Source organism: Aliidiomarina sp. B3213, from assembly GCF_003290085.1.
In the GTDB taxonomy this organism is placed as follows: Bacteria; Pseudomonadota; Gammaproteobacteria; order Enterobacterales; family Alteromonadaceae; genus Aliidiomarina.
Map to the genome: position 1 here is coordinate 308,874 of NZ_QMKJ01000002.1, position 15,796 is coordinate 324,669.

The following is a 15,796-nucleotide window of genomic DNA, read 5'->3' on the forward strand; positions in this document are numbered from 1 at the left end:
CTATGTATGACCCGGTGACCCATAAGAACATTCCTCTGAGTCACGAAAAGCTTATCTCGAGCTACTGGTCTGCTATACAACCCGACTACAAACATCAACTTTACGCTTTTCCTCGCCAATGTGACATTTTAATTATTGGTGCTGGCTATACAGGACTGAACGCAGCCCTCACCCTAGCTTCTGAATACAATCAATCGGTTACCGTACTCGATGCTGGGTCCATTGGTGCTGGCTGTAGTAGTCGCAATGCAGGTTTTGTATTGCCCGGAACGGGTCGATTGTCGTTTCAGGATTACCAAAGCAAGTTTGGAGTAGATACCGCACGAGCAGTTCAAGACGAATTCGCTTTAAGTGTTAATCGAGTTAAAGCGTTATGCGAAAGTGCTCCGGCTAGTGTACAACTCAATGAAGCCCGTTATTTAAAACTGGCTCATCGTAAGCATCTTAGCCAAAAACTTGAGGCTCAAGTAAGCCAATATAGTGACACCCTACTGAACGCAAATTGGATTGACCCGAAAACGTTACAGCAGCAATTACCTGGCGTGAATAACATGCATGGTGGAATATCCTTCACGCCCGCAATGTCACTCAACCCGAAAGCCTATGTGAATCACTTGGCAAGACTATGCGACAAAGCAAATGTTCATATGCACAGTCAAATTGCGATGAGCCACTACGAACAACGTCGTCACGACATTGCGGTACATACCAACAAAGGTATTGTGCACGCCAAAAAGCTTTTATTATGCACGAACGGTTATTTACCCAAAGGAGCGTCTCCTGAGCTTCGCTCCAAGCACCTTCCAGTGCTATCTTCTGTGTTGGTGACTGAGCCGCTTAACCCTTCTGAAGTTGAAGCAATTGGGCTTTCTACGTCCGACCTAGTGATGGACACACGAAAACTTAAATACTATTACCGCTTGCTTCCAGACAATCGCCTGTTATTTGGCGGTCGAGGAGCTATTAGTGGTAAGAATGCCGCTCATCCAAAGTACGCTTCGCACTTACTAAAAGCGTTAAAACACAGTCTTCCTGCATTAAAAGGAATTAAAGCTGAATACCACTGGCATGGTTGGATAAGTGTTTCACTAGACAGCATGCCACGTGTATTTTCCCCAACTCCTGGCGTTTACACAGCCATGGGTTATTGCGGCGCAGGAATTGCTTTCTCAAACTTGGCAGGAAAGAGGCTCGCCCAACTTTCGATGGACGAGCCTTTGCCAGAGTTACCCTTCTACCAATCAGCGCTGCCGACCTTCCCTGCCCCAGCTATGCGACGACTAGGGCAGTGGCTGTACTACCAGTATGGTCAGTTAGTGGATTAAAGACCAAATACAACCTTTTCACTTTTCAGTTTCCATTGAACTACAAACGCCAGTATTGCAGCCACAATTAGCGTAGACACACCACCAATTAAAAGTGGTAGAGCCGAAACGGGTTCACCGTTGATAGAGCCCAACAAGGCCTGATGCTGGGAAGTAATCGGTAAATACGCTAATGCCGGGTGAGAGAATCGAGTAAATTCCAACACGAAAACTACGGTCATTGGTGCGAACATCACGAACGTAATGTAGGTTTGCGCTTCTTTAAAGCTCTTGGCAAGGAAAGACACCAATAGTTGCAGGAAGCTTGCAAACAACGCCACGGGCAGCAATACCAATGCTAACGTCGCTTGGGTTAGAAAGCTAAAGCTTACATCTATCCCTAGCTTTTCTAACGGCACAAACATAAACACTAATGGAATCATGGCGAGAGTTAACACGCCCCCTAACATTGCGAATGTCGATGCAGTAAATGCCTTTCCTAGAACCAGATCAGCCGACGTTAGTGGCTGAGCCAATAGAAACTCCAAAGAGTTGCGTTCACGTTCACCAGCGCTTGTATCAATAGCTACATTCATACCCGCAAAGAAAACCGACATAATCACAAATACCATGACCGTACCCATGATTAGCGCAGCGCGAGATTCTTTGGTAGCCGTGTCTTGCCGTGCGGGTGTAATAGCTTGCATAACTTCGGGGCTAACACCTCGCATCATCAAACGCGCGCCAGCAACAATTCGGTTATAACCGTTAATTGCACTCTCTACTCTTCGACGAGCGTCACTACCTTTACGCTCAGAATAATCAGCTCGAATAATAATCGTAATAGGCTCAGCAGAAGCTAATTTCTCTTGGTAGTCTTCAGGGATCGTCAATTCTATAGACGCTTGTTCGGGATCTTCATGCGCCACAATACCGTTTTGTTGCAAATGACGAACCAACTCAGGAGCATACTCCGCGCCGGTTAAGGAAACTTCTAAGTCACTTTTAGAGGTAGCCTGATTCACCACTGCAAAAAACGCTACCGCCATAAGCATTGGTCCGAAGAACGCGTAAGACATGGCCGCCATAACTGAGCGTCGATCACGAATCGCGTCTTTCAGTTCTTTCAGCCAAACTGTTTTCCATGCAGAAGTCATTATACGATCCCCTCGTCGGTACCAATTAGTTTTACAAAGGCTTCTTCAAAGCTACTTTCGCCTGTTTGTTCGCACAATGCTTGCGGAGAATCATTTGCGACCACTTGGCCTTTAACCATAATGACCACCCGGTCACATAAAGCCGCAACCTCTTGCATAACGTGGCTCGAGAATAAAATGCAACGCCCTTCTTCTTTTAGCTGAAACATAAGTTCACGCAAAATTCGGGTACTCATGACGTCCAAACCGCGGCTCGGTTCATCGAGAATCAAATTCTTCGGCTGATGAACAATAGCTTGTGCAAGAGCCACCTTCATGCGTTGCCCTTGTGAAAAGCCCTGCGTTTTCCGGTCTGCTATGTCTTCCATGCCCAAGCTCTTAATAACACTTTCTACGTTACGTTGTTGTTGCTCGCCTTTGAGTCCATGAAGCTCCGCAATGTAAGCAATATGCTCACGTGGCGTGAGGCGTTCGTATAGACCAAACTTGTCTGGGAAAATACCAATTTGTTTTCTTACCGTAAGCGGCTCTTTCTGTGCTGCAACACCATCGATTAGCGCTTCGCCTTGGTCTGGATGAATTAATCCGTAGAGGCTACGTAAACAGGTTGTTTTACCCGCACCATTCGGTCCAAGTAAGCCAGTAATTTCGTTATCTGACGCTGAAAATGTTAACCCATTCAGAGCTTGAACATCTTGATACGACTTCTTTAAATCATTCACTTCAATCATGTTCTGCTCCTATAAACCTTCGCCATTTACATTTAACAGAAACGGCAATACTTGTGTTTCCTCTAAACAAGACGCATCGAGTTCAGCTTCTGGGTCAGCAATAAAGTCGCTAACAAGATCGTTCGCACACGTATGTCCTGCTATGGTGTGCCCACCATTCTGGGCTACAAGATGCTGCGCATTAGGTAGTGTTTCAGCAGCTAACTCCCCCCAATACGGCGGTGTTACCGGATCTTGACCGCCAGACAGCAATAGAATGGGGTGTTCACTACTTACCGGCTGGTACGCTTCCTCGCCTACCGGCTCTACAGGCCATCCCGCACACATTTGAGTGAACGTTGAAATGGTAGCGTCTGAAAAGAACGTTGAAGCTCTCTCTGTAGCCCAATCTTCATCGGTATATCGGTGCACATCTTCTTGGCATACAACCGACAACATCAAGCCCATATAAAGGGGCTGCTCACCCTCAAAAGAGCCGCTTAAGCCCACTAACGGGTCTAAATTTCCTTTATCTGCTTCTGAGATAACGAAAGGTAATAGTTGACGCATTCTAGGGTGGTAAAGCGCACTAAACATCATATTTTGGAAACGCGTATCGTCCATCATTACCTCAGTAGGATAATGGCTTCTTGCGTCGTTAATGGTCACTAATTCAGGTGTTTCTCCTAGCTTCTCTGAAACACGGTCGAATGTTGTGCGAACATCGCCAAAGGTTTCGGCGCAGCGTTCTTGCTCTTCGCAGTCACGCACTAAACGGTTAAACGCTCGCTCAGTCGTTTGCCCAAATAAACCAATACGCACTTGCGGCGGAGCCAAGCCGTCTAAAATAGCTACACGAATAGAGTCAGGAAAGTCACGAAGATAAGCTAGGCCAGAACGTGTTCCGTAAGAGCCGCCATAAATATTGATTTGCTCATAACCTAGCGCCTCGCGGACACGGTCGAAGTCCTTTACCGCATTCGCTGTATTGTATTGTTGGAAGTCTGCATCTAATGCTTCTGCGCATTCCCTCGCCTCGGCTGTCACATCTAGCTCGCGTGGAAGAATAGCCATCGAGTTACGCATTTCATCCAAAGTACCAGCGTCGCATCGTAATGGATTAGACTGACCTGTACCTCGCTGATCAATAAGCAGTATGTCACGTGTTTGGCGAACACCACTATATACAGCACTAATCATACCTGCGAGCTCTGTTGCAGCTTGCCCAGGCCCACCAGCTAAGAACAGTAAAGGGTCTGACTCTTTCGCCGCTGCAACCGCTGGTAACCGCACAACATGAATGTCGATCTGTTTACCGTCTGGCTGGCTGTAGTTTTCTGGAACTTGCAGAAAGCCACATTCTACTTGCTCTGACATACCACTAATGTGGCATGGCTCGAGCAAAGGTGACTCGTCTTGGGCATTCGCATGAACACTACCCAGCGACATCGCTAGCAACATTGATGCATTCAGTAATTTTTGCATAAGGCTCTTCTTCGGTTAGTAGCAAACGAGTATTTGTAACGAGTTCGTTAATGTAAAGCAAGTAAACACACAAACTGTTACAGTTTCGTTATTAATCTAAACACCTTAAACTTTTTTATAGGCACAAAAAAACCCGCCTTATATAGCGGGTTTTTGTCTTACTCTTTTACTCAGTAGAATTAGCTACCGATACGCTCGCGAATTGCTGCTGCAATTGCCGAGTCACCGTAACCATTGCTTTCAGCCCACTCAAGGTCGCCCATCGCTTCGATAGTAGAACCCGGTAACTGAGATACAATGTATTCGCCGATATCGTCAGCACCTGAAGACATCGCGAATTGTAATAGGCTCTGTCCATTACACATAATAGAGTCGTATACACGGCGCAACTGGATACGTTCTTCACGAAGACGCTCACGCATACGCAAGCGGTCGTTACCCTGTACATATACACACAAGTTTTGCGCCAATGCGTTCGCATTCGCAGTTCCAGTTACCGCCAAGTTAGCAGCAGTGCCACCTAACATCATGACACCAGCAGTCGCTACAGCAACGATAAGTTTTCTCATATTTGCCCCCACAGACAACGTGATTGACTACAATTCAACCGGTATTTTACCGAATATTTCGAGACTAAACAATTAAGACAAATGTCTAAAAAAACCAGAGTTGTATCAATTATGTTGATTTTTCATAAAGATACGCTGCATAACCTGGTGTTTTTACATCTACCTTGGGGCTTTTCCTAAGCTCCTGCCTAGACCACTCATTTTCGTTCCATTGCGGGAAAAAAGTATCCCCGTCTACTGTCAGGTCAATATGCGTTAAATACATGCGCGTGGCAAGTGGTAAAAACGCTTTGTAAATTTGACCACCACCAATAATCATTATTTCGTCATGGTCCTGCAACAACTCCATTGCCTTTTCAGGACTAGCCACTGCATCTACATTTTCAGGTAAAAGTTCGGGCTTTGAAGTAATCACTACATTTCTGCGCCCAGGTAGAGCACGGCCGATAGATGCAAAGGTATTGCGCCCCATCACTATAGGTTTGCCCATAGTGATCTCTTTAAAATACTGAAGCTCTTGCGGCAAATGCCAAGGCATATCACCGTCTTTACCTATAACCTGCTCATCCGCCATTGCGGCAACAAGTGAAATAATCGGCACCGTAAAGCTCCTTTTATATATTACGGCTGATAAATAACGTGGCCATCATCCGGCTCGTCGTCATCAAAATCATCATCGTCTTCATCGTCAAAGTCATCTTGAGCTAATTCAGACTCATGATAGTTAGACCATTTAAACTCAACCGGCTCTTCCGGAGTTTGGTTCTCCTCGAGTACTTCTTTTGGTAGTGACTCAAGGTAAGTCATAATCTCTTTGACTAAGCCGTCACATGACTGCCCAGTTAATGCTGAAATCTCAAATATTGGACCATCCCAGCTTAACGCATCTACAACACGCTGACGTTGCTCTGAGAACGCTTCTTCGTCCAGCATATCTGCTTTATTTAATACTAACCAACGAGGCTTGTCGTAAAGCTTAGGACTGTACTTACGCAATTCCTCTAATATCATGGTTGCACTCTCAGCAGGGTCGCTCTCGTCAAATGGAGCCACGTCCACAACATGAAGCAACAAGCCACAACGCTCGAGGTGCTTCAAGAACTGAATACCAAGACCTGCGCCGTCTGCGGCACCTTCAATCAATCCTGGAATATCTGCAACAACAAAGCTTTGGTGCCCAGAAACACGAACGACACCAAGGTTTGGTGTTAACGTGGTAAACGGGTAATCCGCAACTTTAGGACGCGCCGCAGACACTTGACGAATCAAAGTTGATTTACCTGCGTTAGGCATACCCAATAAACCTACGTCGGCCAACAGCAGTAACTCAAGCTTCAAGATTCGATGCTCACCAGGGGTACCATTGGTCTTCTGTCGAGGAGCTCTGTTCGTACTACTTTTAAAACGAGTGTTGCCCAATCCATGAAAACCACCTTTCGCTACCATGATGGTTTGATCATGCTTGGTTAAGTCACCGATAATTTCACCGGTTTCAGTATCTTGGATACGTGTTCCTACAGGAACTGGCAAGGTAATGTCTTCACCTCGCTTACCGGTACAGTTACGACTTTGACCATTTTGCCCACGAACAGCTCGGTGAGTTCGCTCAAATCGGTAATCAATAAGCGTGTTAAGGTTTTCGTCCGCGCGCAAGTAAACGTCACCACCATCGCCGCCGTCTCCCCCGTCAGGACCTCCTTTCGGGATATATTTCTCACGTCGGAAACTCACGCAACCATTACCGCCGTCACCGGCCTCTACGCGAATTTCAATTTCATCTACAAATTTCATGGTTTCGACTTACCTGCTTTATCGGACATGCTTAAGCATAACCAATGTTGTGCTAGTTACAAAAAACCCCGCTCAATGGCGGGGTTTTTCAGAGAATCTTATTTAAGCTTATTCAGCAACGATGCTGATGAACTTACGATTCTGAGGTCCGCGTTGGTCAAACGATACTTTACCGTCTACTTTTGCGAACAACGTGTGGTCACGACCCACACCAACGTTATCCCCGGCGTGGAATCTTGTACCACGCTGACGAACTAAGATGTTACCAGCAAGAACTGACTCACCGCCGTAGCGCTTTACACCAAGGCGTTTGGATTCTGAGTCACGACCGTTACGGGTAGAACCACCAGCTTTTTTATGTGCCATTTGTCGTTACTCCTCTGTTACGCGCCGATTCCAGTGATTTTCACTTCTGTGAACCACTGACGGTGCCCCATTTGCTTACGTGAATGCTTCCGGCGACGGAACTTCACAATCTTAACTTTCTCACCACGACCGTGGTCAACAACTTCTGCTGTCACTTTGCCGCCAGAAACGAAAGGCGCACCAATCGTTACTTTCTCACCATCAGAGAGCATGAGCACTTGCTCAAACTCAACGGTATCACCGGTAGCTGCTTCTAGCTTTTCCAGGCGAACGGTCTGGCCCTCGGTGACACGGTGTTGCTTACCGCCACTTTGAAATACCGCGTACATAGCTTTTCTCCAATTTCCCCGCGAAGGGCAATCACACTTATTAAATTAGGTCGCGCATTTTACTCAAAAGCCGGCCTTGTAGCAAGCACAAATCACGAAAAAAAGAAATCCTTGTGCGTTTGTCTGAAATCTTGTGAGTTTGGGCTTTGAAAAACTGGAAAGATTTGCCGAGTGCGGTAGAATCGGAACCTTAATTTATTCGTCTTTAAAGAGTTTTCATGGTTATGGATTTAGCCGCTGTTCGCGAACTTACCGAAACAGACATGCAAGCGGTCAATCAGCTCATTTCCAAGCAACTTCAGTCTGATGTTGCCCTCATTAATCAACTCGGTTTCTATATCGTTAATAGTGGCGGGAAGCGCCTGCGTCCAATGTTAGCTGTGCTTGCAGCCAAGGCATTAGGCTACCAAGGAACACACCACCATACGTTAGCGGCTATCGTAGAATTTATTCACACCGCAACGCTATTACATGATGACGTTGTCGACGACTCTCATACTCGCAGGGGCAAAGAAACTGCCAATGCGAAATTTGGTAACGAAGCAAGTGTTCTTGTAGGTGACTTCCTATATACCCGAGCTTTCCAAATGATGGTGACGATGGAGTCGATGCGCGTCATGGAAATCCTCGCAGACGCGACCAACGTTATTGCAGAGGGTGAGGTCATGCAGCTGATGAACTGCAACGACCCTGAAACCTCCGAGGAAAGTTACTTCGACGTTATTTATAGTAAAACGGCACGGTTATTTGAAGCCGCCACACAGCTTGGCGCCGTTCTTACCGAGCAGTCAGAAGACATTACTCAGGCGGCCGCAGACTACGGACGCTATCTAGGTACTGCTTTTCAGCTTGTGGACGATCTACTCGACTACACCGCCGATTCAGAGACAATGGGCAAAGACGCAGGTGACGACTTAGCCGAAGGTAAACCAACGTTGCCGCTTCTTTACACCATGTGGAACAGTGCCGACGCAGACGCGCTCATTATCCGAAAGGCTATTGAAAATGGTGGAGAGCGCGACAAGCTTCAGCATATTTTAGGCTTAATGGAGAACACCGGTGCACTCGAGTACACGCGTCGTAAAGCTCTTGAACAACGTGACCTTGCCATTAAAGCATTAGACGCATTCCCTAACACCGAAGCTAAAGAGGCTTTAATAGCCCTCGCCCACCTAGCAGTCGAACGCGTTCAATAACTTCTCACGAAAATGGGGTCAGAGCACTTTGGGGTCAGAGCACAAAGTGCTCTGACCCCATCGGTTTTTGCGCACAAAAAAAGGAGCCGAAGCTCCTTTTCTTAAGACTATTTAGCAATTAGCCGTTTGCGAAGTCGATACCCATCTGAATATCTTTCTTCAGGCCGTCCAGCATGTCTGCTTTAGACTTAGCTTCAAAGTCGCTAAGTTCGCCGTAAGGTAAGATAGCTTCAATACCATTCTTACCAATTTTAAGTGCTTGTGCGAAGTAGGTAGCGTCGCCACCGTCATTTTCAACATAAGCATACTCAGTGACGGTCTCGCCGTTCACTGCACGCGCAAGTGATAAGCAGAAACGAGCTGCTGCTTGACCCATAGAAAGTGTTGCAGAGCCGCCGCCAGCTTTCGCTTCAACAACTTCAGTGCCCGCGTTTTGAATACGGTGAGTTAACGATTCGATCTCGTCTTGCGAGAATTCAACGCCTTGAACTTGTGAAAGCAGTGGCAAAATAGTTGTGCCGCTGTGTCCACCAATCACCGGAACTTGCACGTCTTCAGCTGACAAGCCTTTCAATTCAGCAACGAAAGTTTCAGCACGAATTACGTCTAGTGTAGTCACACCGAACAAACGGTTTTTGTCGTAAACGCCTTTTTGCTTCAATACTTCTGCAGCGATTGCCACAGTAGTGTTCACTGGGTTAGTGATAATGCCTACCATTGCCTTAGGGCAGGTGTCAGCAATATTCTCTACCAAGTTACGGATAATACCTGCGTTCATATTGAACAAGTCTGAACGGTCCATACCTGGTTTGCGAGGAACACCCGCTGGGATTAAAACAATGTCCGCACCTTGGAGTGCATCAGTTAGGCCTTCTTGACCATAACCTTTTACAGAAACCGAAGTTGGGATATGGCTTAAATCAACAGCAACACCTGGAGTTACTGGCGCAATATCGAACAACGCAAGGTCAGAACCTTTCGGTAATTGAGTTTTCAATAACAAAGATAACGCCTGTCCAATACCACCTGCGGCGCCTAATACCGTTACTTTCATTTCGCACTCCATACAGTCATTTGCGGGGCCTAAACACTATACGAAATGGGCCCAAAATACAACTTTAATAGCCTCTTGAGCTAGGTGATAAAGGCAATTTCCGCTACAATGGGTCCGTGATTAAAATGATAAGAATAGAGACACTATGAACACATCTCATCAAGACCCATTAACGGAAGCTTTTCGCGGCCTTTTGAAAGAAGAGCGCTATGCCTCACAAGCTGAGATAGTTTCAGCATTGCAAGAGCAAGGCTTCCACACTATGAACCAGTCGAAAGTATCTCGTATGCTCAGTCGTCTAGGTGCTGTGCGAGCCAGAAATGGTAAAGAAGAGATGGTTTATTGTCTGCCCCCAGAGCTCTCTATGCCCTCAGCGAAGAGCTCAGTAAAGCAATTGGTTCTTGATGTTGAGCACAACGACGTCATGATTATTGTACGAACCACTCCTGGAGCTGCTCAACTTATCGCACGCTTACTGGATTCTGTGGGTAAAAAAGAAGGTGTATTGGGTACCATCGCTGGCGATGACACCATTTTTATCGCGCCGGTCAACGTAAACCAAATCGACTTTACTTTAGAAAACGTGCGCGAGCTCTTTGAAAACCACTAGACTGCGCTAAACCAGTCAAGCGAAGGCACAACAAACACACTTGAGAAAGTGCACGAAAGATAATCCATTAATGGATCAGCCTCTGCTTGGCTCGTTGAACTTGTTAACGCATTTAGTCGAGCCTGAAAGCTTTGCGCATCAGCTGAATAATCAACCCAAACCTCCGCACTTGTTCGCATAGAAAACATAGGCATAGGATCGCGTAGTATAAGGTCGGAGTGTTGGCTTAATACCTCGTGATGACTTTGACTCGATGTAGGCCAAGGCGCACCATTTAGCTTATCAATGCCCATGACTTCTCTTTGAACTTCGCTAGAAAGTAACTCCCAGCGTTTTAGGTCTGGCATCATTTGCGCAATCCACATATAGGTATAACCCACGTGTGCTTCTTGCAAAGTTTGCTCAGGGTTTTGCGGAGAGTAACCCAAAGCTTTTTGATAGCGCGACACCGCACTATCCTTTTCCGGAATATCGATAAACCCGAAAAGGTTACGACCATCTAAATACCGAAAACTTTGCAGCTCACGCTGCATTTGTGTGTACGCTGCCAGCCATTGCAACAAAACCTGTGCTGCAAAGTAACATGCGTCGGGACGATCAGATTTAACGACAATCGCCAAGTCAGCATGGCTAGAAGGGAACGGGTACTCCGAGTGCTCAGGTACTTCTAGGGTGGGAGCCGGTATTTCAGAGTCACACAAAATACCCCAGTATCTATGTCCTACCGCGAACACGACACTAAGCTGAGCCTCCGAAAATCGACTTTTCAGCTGCTGAACAAGGTCGGGAAACTTCTTAAGGTGTAACCGAAAGTTCGCGACATCGTCGGAAATGACATCGAGCACCAGAATCTGTCGATGAATACTCGGTGCCGCGCAAACGTCTTGTTGTGGCTTTTCGCGCTGCATGGGCACTAGCTATTATTTCTCGAAGCGTCTTGCGCTTTTCGAATACGTTTACGCATATCGGAAGCCGCTTTGCTGCCATGATAACGACCTTTTTCTATGTGTCGAATACGATACACAGATGGAGCTTCTACAGGTACCCCGTGTGTGCCTAGAATCCAGCGAAAAGCTCTGTCTTCAAAGGTTTTTTTCCATCGGTCTGTTTCACGTTGGTAAGCACTTACGTCTTTGCAGTACCCTACCGAGCGGCAAATATCACCATGCACAATTTGGTAAGCGCCTACCGCACGTTCTAACACGCGAATTGTGAAGTCGCCTTGATCAACAGATACAACTTTTGGCTCTTTTGCCGCTTTCAGCATAGGGCTGTCGTTGGTGAGCAAGGGAGTAATTCGCTCTTGCGCAGGAAATACCAGCGGGTCTTTTTTACCTTGCAAAGACTCGGCTAGGCCATCTAAACAGCCTTCACCAAAAACTAAGTCACAGTCTGCAAACCATACCCAGTCTGCATCGGTATTCTGAGCTCTTCTATTTCTGCCAATTGCTCTGCGGAACAACTCAGGTGGTGTAACCGGCTGCCAATTCCAAGTCACATTTTCCACTTTTTTCTCACCAAAGAAGTTCAATAATTGCGTTGTCGCTTCATCTTCTTTGGCATGAAACACAGTCATCACAATGTCGACGTTCTTAGGTGGATGGTTAACCAACGAGCTTAATTGATAAGCATGCAGATGCGAGTAGCGCCAGCAATGACTGACAATTTCTATTTTTAAACGTCCTGTTTTACCCGCTAGTTTCTCAGGCGGCTTTTCATAAAGAAAGCGCATGGGCAGTAACTTACTCACCGCCAAACGAAGTGCGAACTCTTGAATGCCCTGATACCAAGGCATTTTCACATCGTAAACTAGCTTCTCAGTCATACCTTTCCTTATTCTTAGCTGGCGGATACGGGTTTACAAACGCCACGTTGGGCTGGGAATTACGTCTTTAACATCGATAAGCACAGGCTTCTGGTTTTCCGATGTTTCACACAAACGTTCGAAGTCTTCCTGACTGTAAGCTCTGAACTGGTTATGCGCGACAGCCAGAATAACAGCGGCGTATTTTTCATTATTTTCCAATGGGTTTTCAACAACATTGAAGTTACCCGAACGGTCTAAATCACTTCGCTCAACTTCAGGGTCACACACGGAAACCTGAACACCGTACTCTTGCAGTGCAGTCACCATATCGACCACTTTGGTATTACGAACATCAGGACAATTCTCTTTAAAGGCGAAGCCCATAATAAGAACCTTCGCCCCTTTAATCACAAGAGCATTATCAATCATTTGCTTTACGGTTTGCTCCGCAATGTACTTGGCCATACCGTTATTAATTTGTCGAGAAGACAAAATAAGATTGGGTTTGTAACCTAGCTCTTCAGCCTTAAACGTTAAATAGTACGGGTCGACACCGATGCAATGGCCGCCAACAAGCCCTGGGAACAGCTTAATAAAGTTCCACTTGGTAGACGCCGCCTCAATCACTTCTCGTGTATCTATACCCATTTCATGGAAAATAAGCGCTAACTCATTAATTAAGGCAATGTTCACGTCGCGTTGAGTGTTCTCGATAACTTTTGCGGCCTCTGCCACTTTAATGCTCGAGGCTAGGTATGTGCCGGCAGTGACCACCTTTTGATATAACTCGTCTACGCGCTTTGCAACTTCAGGGGTAGAGCCTGAAGTCACTTTTAAAATGGTTTTGAAGGTATTGTTTTTGTCACCTGGGTTAATGCGCTCTGGCGAATACCCACCGTAAAAGTCTTGATTGAATCGAAGCCCTGAGACCTGCTCCAATTCATTCACGCATACGTCTTCGGTAACGCCTGGGTATACCGTAGACTCATAAATCACTAAGTCGTCTTTCTTGAGTACTTTACCTACCGCGCGAGACGCCTGAATAAGAGGATTCAAATCTGGGCGATTAGAACTGTCTATAGGGGTAGGTACTGTAATAATATAAATATTCGCGCTTTCACATTGGCTTATTTCAGAGGAAAAGGTAAGTGAGCCTTGTACTGCCTGCAAAGCAGAAGACTCCACTTCTTTTGTTCCGTCCACACCATTTTCGAGCTCTGCAATACGCTTAGAGTTAATGTCAAAGCCAATCACTTGGAATTGCTCTGCAAATGCCACCGCTAACGGAAGCCCTACATAACCAAGTCCAACTACACAAATTTTATCCTGCATTCGTTTCTTCCTCGATTCGCAGAGACTCAAATAAATTACGCAATTTAGGTTGCAAAAAGCTAGCCCCAAACTCGCTTAGGTGATCATCGTCATAATACATTGGACGGCCTTGATAGTCGCCCCAACACCTTTCGCCATCACAATATTCTTCGGGTAGCTCTATAATCTTTACATCGCACTGTGCAGCTGCACGATCCTGAGCATCAAGAATAACCGCTTGGCGACTCTCATACGCTTGCTGACTTACCGACACCCGTTCCACGTTGTCTTTAAACAACATGCTACGCGACATAGTTTGCGGCACGCTCGACGGCATTTCAGGTATAGGTCTAAGCATCCACACTGGGCGATATTGGGCAAACTGACAAGCAGTATCAACCAGTGCTGACGTCATCTCGTCAAAGTACGCATCGCTTTTACGCTCATAAAGCTCGTCGATGTAGTACCGCGGAGCTTCCTGTAAAGGATTTTCAGACTCCATGGGCCCTACAATAGACTGAGCAAAGCGGCTCACGATAAGCATAGGTACATGAGACGGAATATTCTGATGCTCATTTAATGCTCTTTCAATGAACGCTTCACATGCAAAGGTTAAGTTGCCAACCTCATCAATACCTCGAATAACAGGGCAACCACTCATAGTCCAGTCGAGAACATGTAAGTTGCTGCTTGGTAAACTTCGCTCAACCGAACGAATCACCGAGCCTGCATGGCTGTCACCTATAACGATAACGCCAAGCGTATCGCCACCATAGGTACAACCGACGGGCTCTCCTTGCGAGCGGGAAGCCTGGCATTCTTCACGACGAGGGTTACGGTTATCAACCTCTGCGGCAACCGCATCAATTTCAGGCGCAACTCGACCGCCAAAATGATTTTCCTTGATAATCGCCGCTGGCACATAAGCGAGCACTAAAACAGTCAGGACAACGATACCGCTCTTACCGGCGGAAAGGCGACCTAGCCATTTACGCGCAGGGTTTTCAACACTGCGGTAAGACACTTCTGCACAAACTAAACTTGCCGCCACCATCACAGCAATCCATAACCATGACTGTTGCGCCCCCATAAAATACAGAAGTACAGCAAAAGGCCAATGCCACAAGTATATACTGTACGAGCGAAGCCCGAACCACTGAGCTACAGGATGTGCTGTGAACAGATCATTTTGCCGATTCGCCAAAATTAATAGCATAGTACCAACGACTGCAAACAGGGCAAAAGGCGCCGGCCACATCGTTTGCGCATCAAACATCAAGAACGAAGCAAACAGCATCGCCCAAGCTAACGCATAAATGGGCAAAGGAATATTGATAGGCCTATGAAGCCTTGCCAAGAAGAATACAATACCGCCCGCGGCCATCTCCCAAGCTCGCGAAGGCAATAAGTAAAACGCGTCTGAAGGTGACGCTTGCACCACAACGAACGCATAGCCGAGAGAGAGGGCAAACAAGATACAAAGAGCAGTAAAAATGGCGAGCAGGTTCTGTTTAAAAATCTTAGCCGTCACCCATAAAAAGATAGGGAAAAGCATGTAAAACTGCCACTCCGCACCGAGAGACCATGTATGCAACATCCACTTTTCATGGGCTGCCGTGTCGAAATATCCAGCTTCACTGGCAAATTCAATATTGGAAATGAATCCAAGCGCGTAACCAATTTGCGAACCAAGCTCTTGATAGTCGGGCGTAGGTAAGAAGAACCAGCCAGCTGCTAGCCACACTAACGCCAGAACAATCAGCGCAGGAAAAATTCGCTTAGCGCGAGCTAGGTAGAAAAGTCCAAAACGAAACCTTCCTTGCCCAAGGCCAGACACAATGATGTCCGTCATCAAAAAGCCTGAGATGACAAAGAAGACATCTACGCCAGCGAATCCACCTGAAAATCCGGGAATTCCGAAATGAAAGAGCACAACGGCGATAACCGCCCATGCTCTGAGTCCGTTAATGTCTTGGCGGAAACCGGATTTATCGAGTTGAAACAAGGCTTACTGTCCAATGCTAATAAGGTACTAAAGTAACCTGATCATACCGAATGGTCACAGTGGTGTATATTCTTAAGCGCCAGTGTTCGGCGACTGATATTT

Annotated in this window: 16 protein-coding genes; 3 read left to right on the forward strand and 13 right to left on the reverse strand. The window is 46.5% G+C overall.

Features of this window, described 5'->3' with window-relative positions:
• The first annotated feature begins 2 nt into the window (after positions 1–2).
• Positions 3–1,325 (forward strand): FAD-binding oxidoreductase, encoded by a 1,323-nt coding sequence (locus DQX04_RS06695; RefSeq protein WP_111915129.1) that lies wholly within the window; start codon positions 3–5, stop codon positions 1,323–1,325.
• Here DQX04_RS06695 and DQX04_RS06700 read toward each other — a convergent pair.
• From DQX04_RS06700 to rplU, 8 genes are all read right to left on the reverse strand, one after another.
• A complete protein-coding gene (locus DQX04_RS06700) occupies positions 1,322–2,461 on the reverse strand; it encodes an ABC transporter permease (RefSeq protein ID WP_111915130.1) in 1,140 nt (379 codons plus the stop codon). The genes DQX04_RS06695 and DQX04_RS06700 overlap by 4 nt on opposite strands.
• Positions 2,461–3,192 (reverse strand): ATP-binding cassette domain-containing protein, encoded by a 732-nt coding sequence (locus DQX04_RS06705; RefSeq protein WP_111915131.1) that lies wholly within the window; start codon positions 3,190–3,192, stop codon positions 2,461–2,463. The genes DQX04_RS06700 and DQX04_RS06705 overlap by 1 nt, the downstream gene beginning before the upstream one ends.
• 9 nt (positions 3,193–3,201) lie before the next feature.
• On the reverse strand, positions 3,202–4,656 hold the full coding sequence (locus DQX04_RS06710) for an alpha/beta hydrolase (protein ID WP_111915132.1): 1,455 nt from the start codon (positions 4,654–4,656) through the stop codon (positions 3,202–3,204).
• A gap of 179 nt (positions 4,657–4,835) precedes the next feature.
• Positions 4,836–5,225, reverse strand: coding sequence for a DUF3718 domain-containing protein (locus DQX04_RS06715; RefSeq protein WP_207916250.1), 390 nt, complete (start codon positions 5,223–5,225; stop codon positions 4,836–4,838).
• Between the two features lie 109 nt (positions 5,226–5,334).
• Entirely contained in the window at positions 5,335–5,799 is a 465-nt protein-coding gene (locus DQX04_RS06720; RefSeq protein ID WP_370443883.1) for a dihydrofolate reductase, read from the reverse strand.
• Positions 5,800–5,846: 47 nt separating this feature from the next.
• Positions 5,847–7,016, reverse strand: a complete 1,170-nt coding sequence (cgtA, locus tag DQX04_RS06725; protein WP_111915134.1) for an Obg family GTPase CgtA — start codon at positions 7,014–7,016, stop codon at positions 5,847–5,849.
• Between the two features lie 108 nt (positions 7,017–7,124).
• Positions 7,125–7,382 carry a 50S ribosomal protein L27 gene (gene rpmA / locus DQX04_RS06730; RefSeq protein ID WP_111915135.1) on the reverse strand — a complete coding sequence of 86 codons (258 nt, stop codon included), beginning with the start codon at positions 7,380–7,382 and terminating at the stop codon, positions 7,125–7,127.
• A gap of 17 nt (positions 7,383–7,399) precedes the next feature.
• Positions 7,400–7,711, reverse strand: a complete 312-nt coding sequence (gene rplU, locus DQX04_RS06735) for a 50S ribosomal protein L21 (protein ID WP_111915136.1) — start codon at positions 7,709–7,711, stop codon at positions 7,400–7,402.
• A 224-nt stretch (positions 7,712–7,935) separates the two neighbouring features.
• On the opposite strand from rplU, the gene ispB reads away from it, so the two are divergent.
• A complete protein-coding gene (gene ispB, locus DQX04_RS06740; protein ID WP_111915663.1) occupies positions 7,936–8,907 on the forward strand; it encodes an octaprenyl diphosphate synthase in 972 nt (323 codons plus the stop codon).
• A gap of 118 nt (positions 8,908–9,025) precedes the next feature.
• Here ispB and mdh read toward each other — a convergent pair whose 3' ends face one another.
• Positions 9,026–9,961, reverse strand: a complete 936-nt coding sequence (gene mdh, locus DQX04_RS06745) for a malate dehydrogenase (RefSeq protein ID WP_111915137.1) — start codon at positions 9,959–9,961, stop codon at positions 9,026–9,028.
• Positions 9,962–10,106: 145 nt separating this feature from the next.
• Between mdh and argR the strand changes: the two genes are divergently transcribed.
• Entirely contained in the window at positions 10,107–10,571 is a 465-nt protein-coding gene (gene argR, locus DQX04_RS06750) for a transcriptional regulator ArgR (protein WP_111915138.1), read from the forward strand.
• Here argR and DQX04_RS06755 read toward each other — a convergent pair.
• Genes DQX04_RS06755 through DQX04_RS06770 form a run of 4 tightly spaced genes read right to left on the reverse strand, consistent with a single transcriptional unit; the run spans position 10,568 to position 15,694 of the window.
• Positions 10,568–11,479: a Dyp-type peroxidase domain-containing protein gene (locus DQX04_RS06755; protein WP_111915139.1), complete on the reverse strand. Its 912-nt coding sequence runs from the start codon at positions 11,477–11,479 to the stop codon at positions 10,568–10,570. The genes argR and DQX04_RS06755 overlap by 4 nt on opposite strands.
• Before the next feature lie 5 nt (positions 11,480–11,484).
• Entirely contained in the window at positions 11,485–12,396 is a 912-nt protein-coding gene (locus DQX04_RS06760; RefSeq protein ID WP_207801092.1) for a glycosyltransferase family 2 protein, read from the reverse strand.
• A 33-nt stretch (positions 12,397–12,429) separates the two neighbouring features.
• Positions 12,430–13,710 carry a nucleotide sugar dehydrogenase gene (locus DQX04_RS06765; protein ID WP_111915140.1) on the reverse strand — a complete coding sequence of 427 codons (1,281 nt, stop codon included), beginning with the start codon at positions 13,708–13,710 and terminating at the stop codon, positions 12,430–12,432.
• Positions 13,700–15,694: an acyltransferase family protein gene (locus DQX04_RS06770; RefSeq protein ID WP_111915141.1), complete on the reverse strand. Its 1,995-nt coding sequence runs from the start codon at positions 15,692–15,694 to the stop codon at positions 13,700–13,702. The genes DQX04_RS06765 and DQX04_RS06770 overlap by 11 nt, the downstream gene beginning before the upstream one ends.
• Positions 15,695–15,796: the final 102 nt, after the last annotated feature.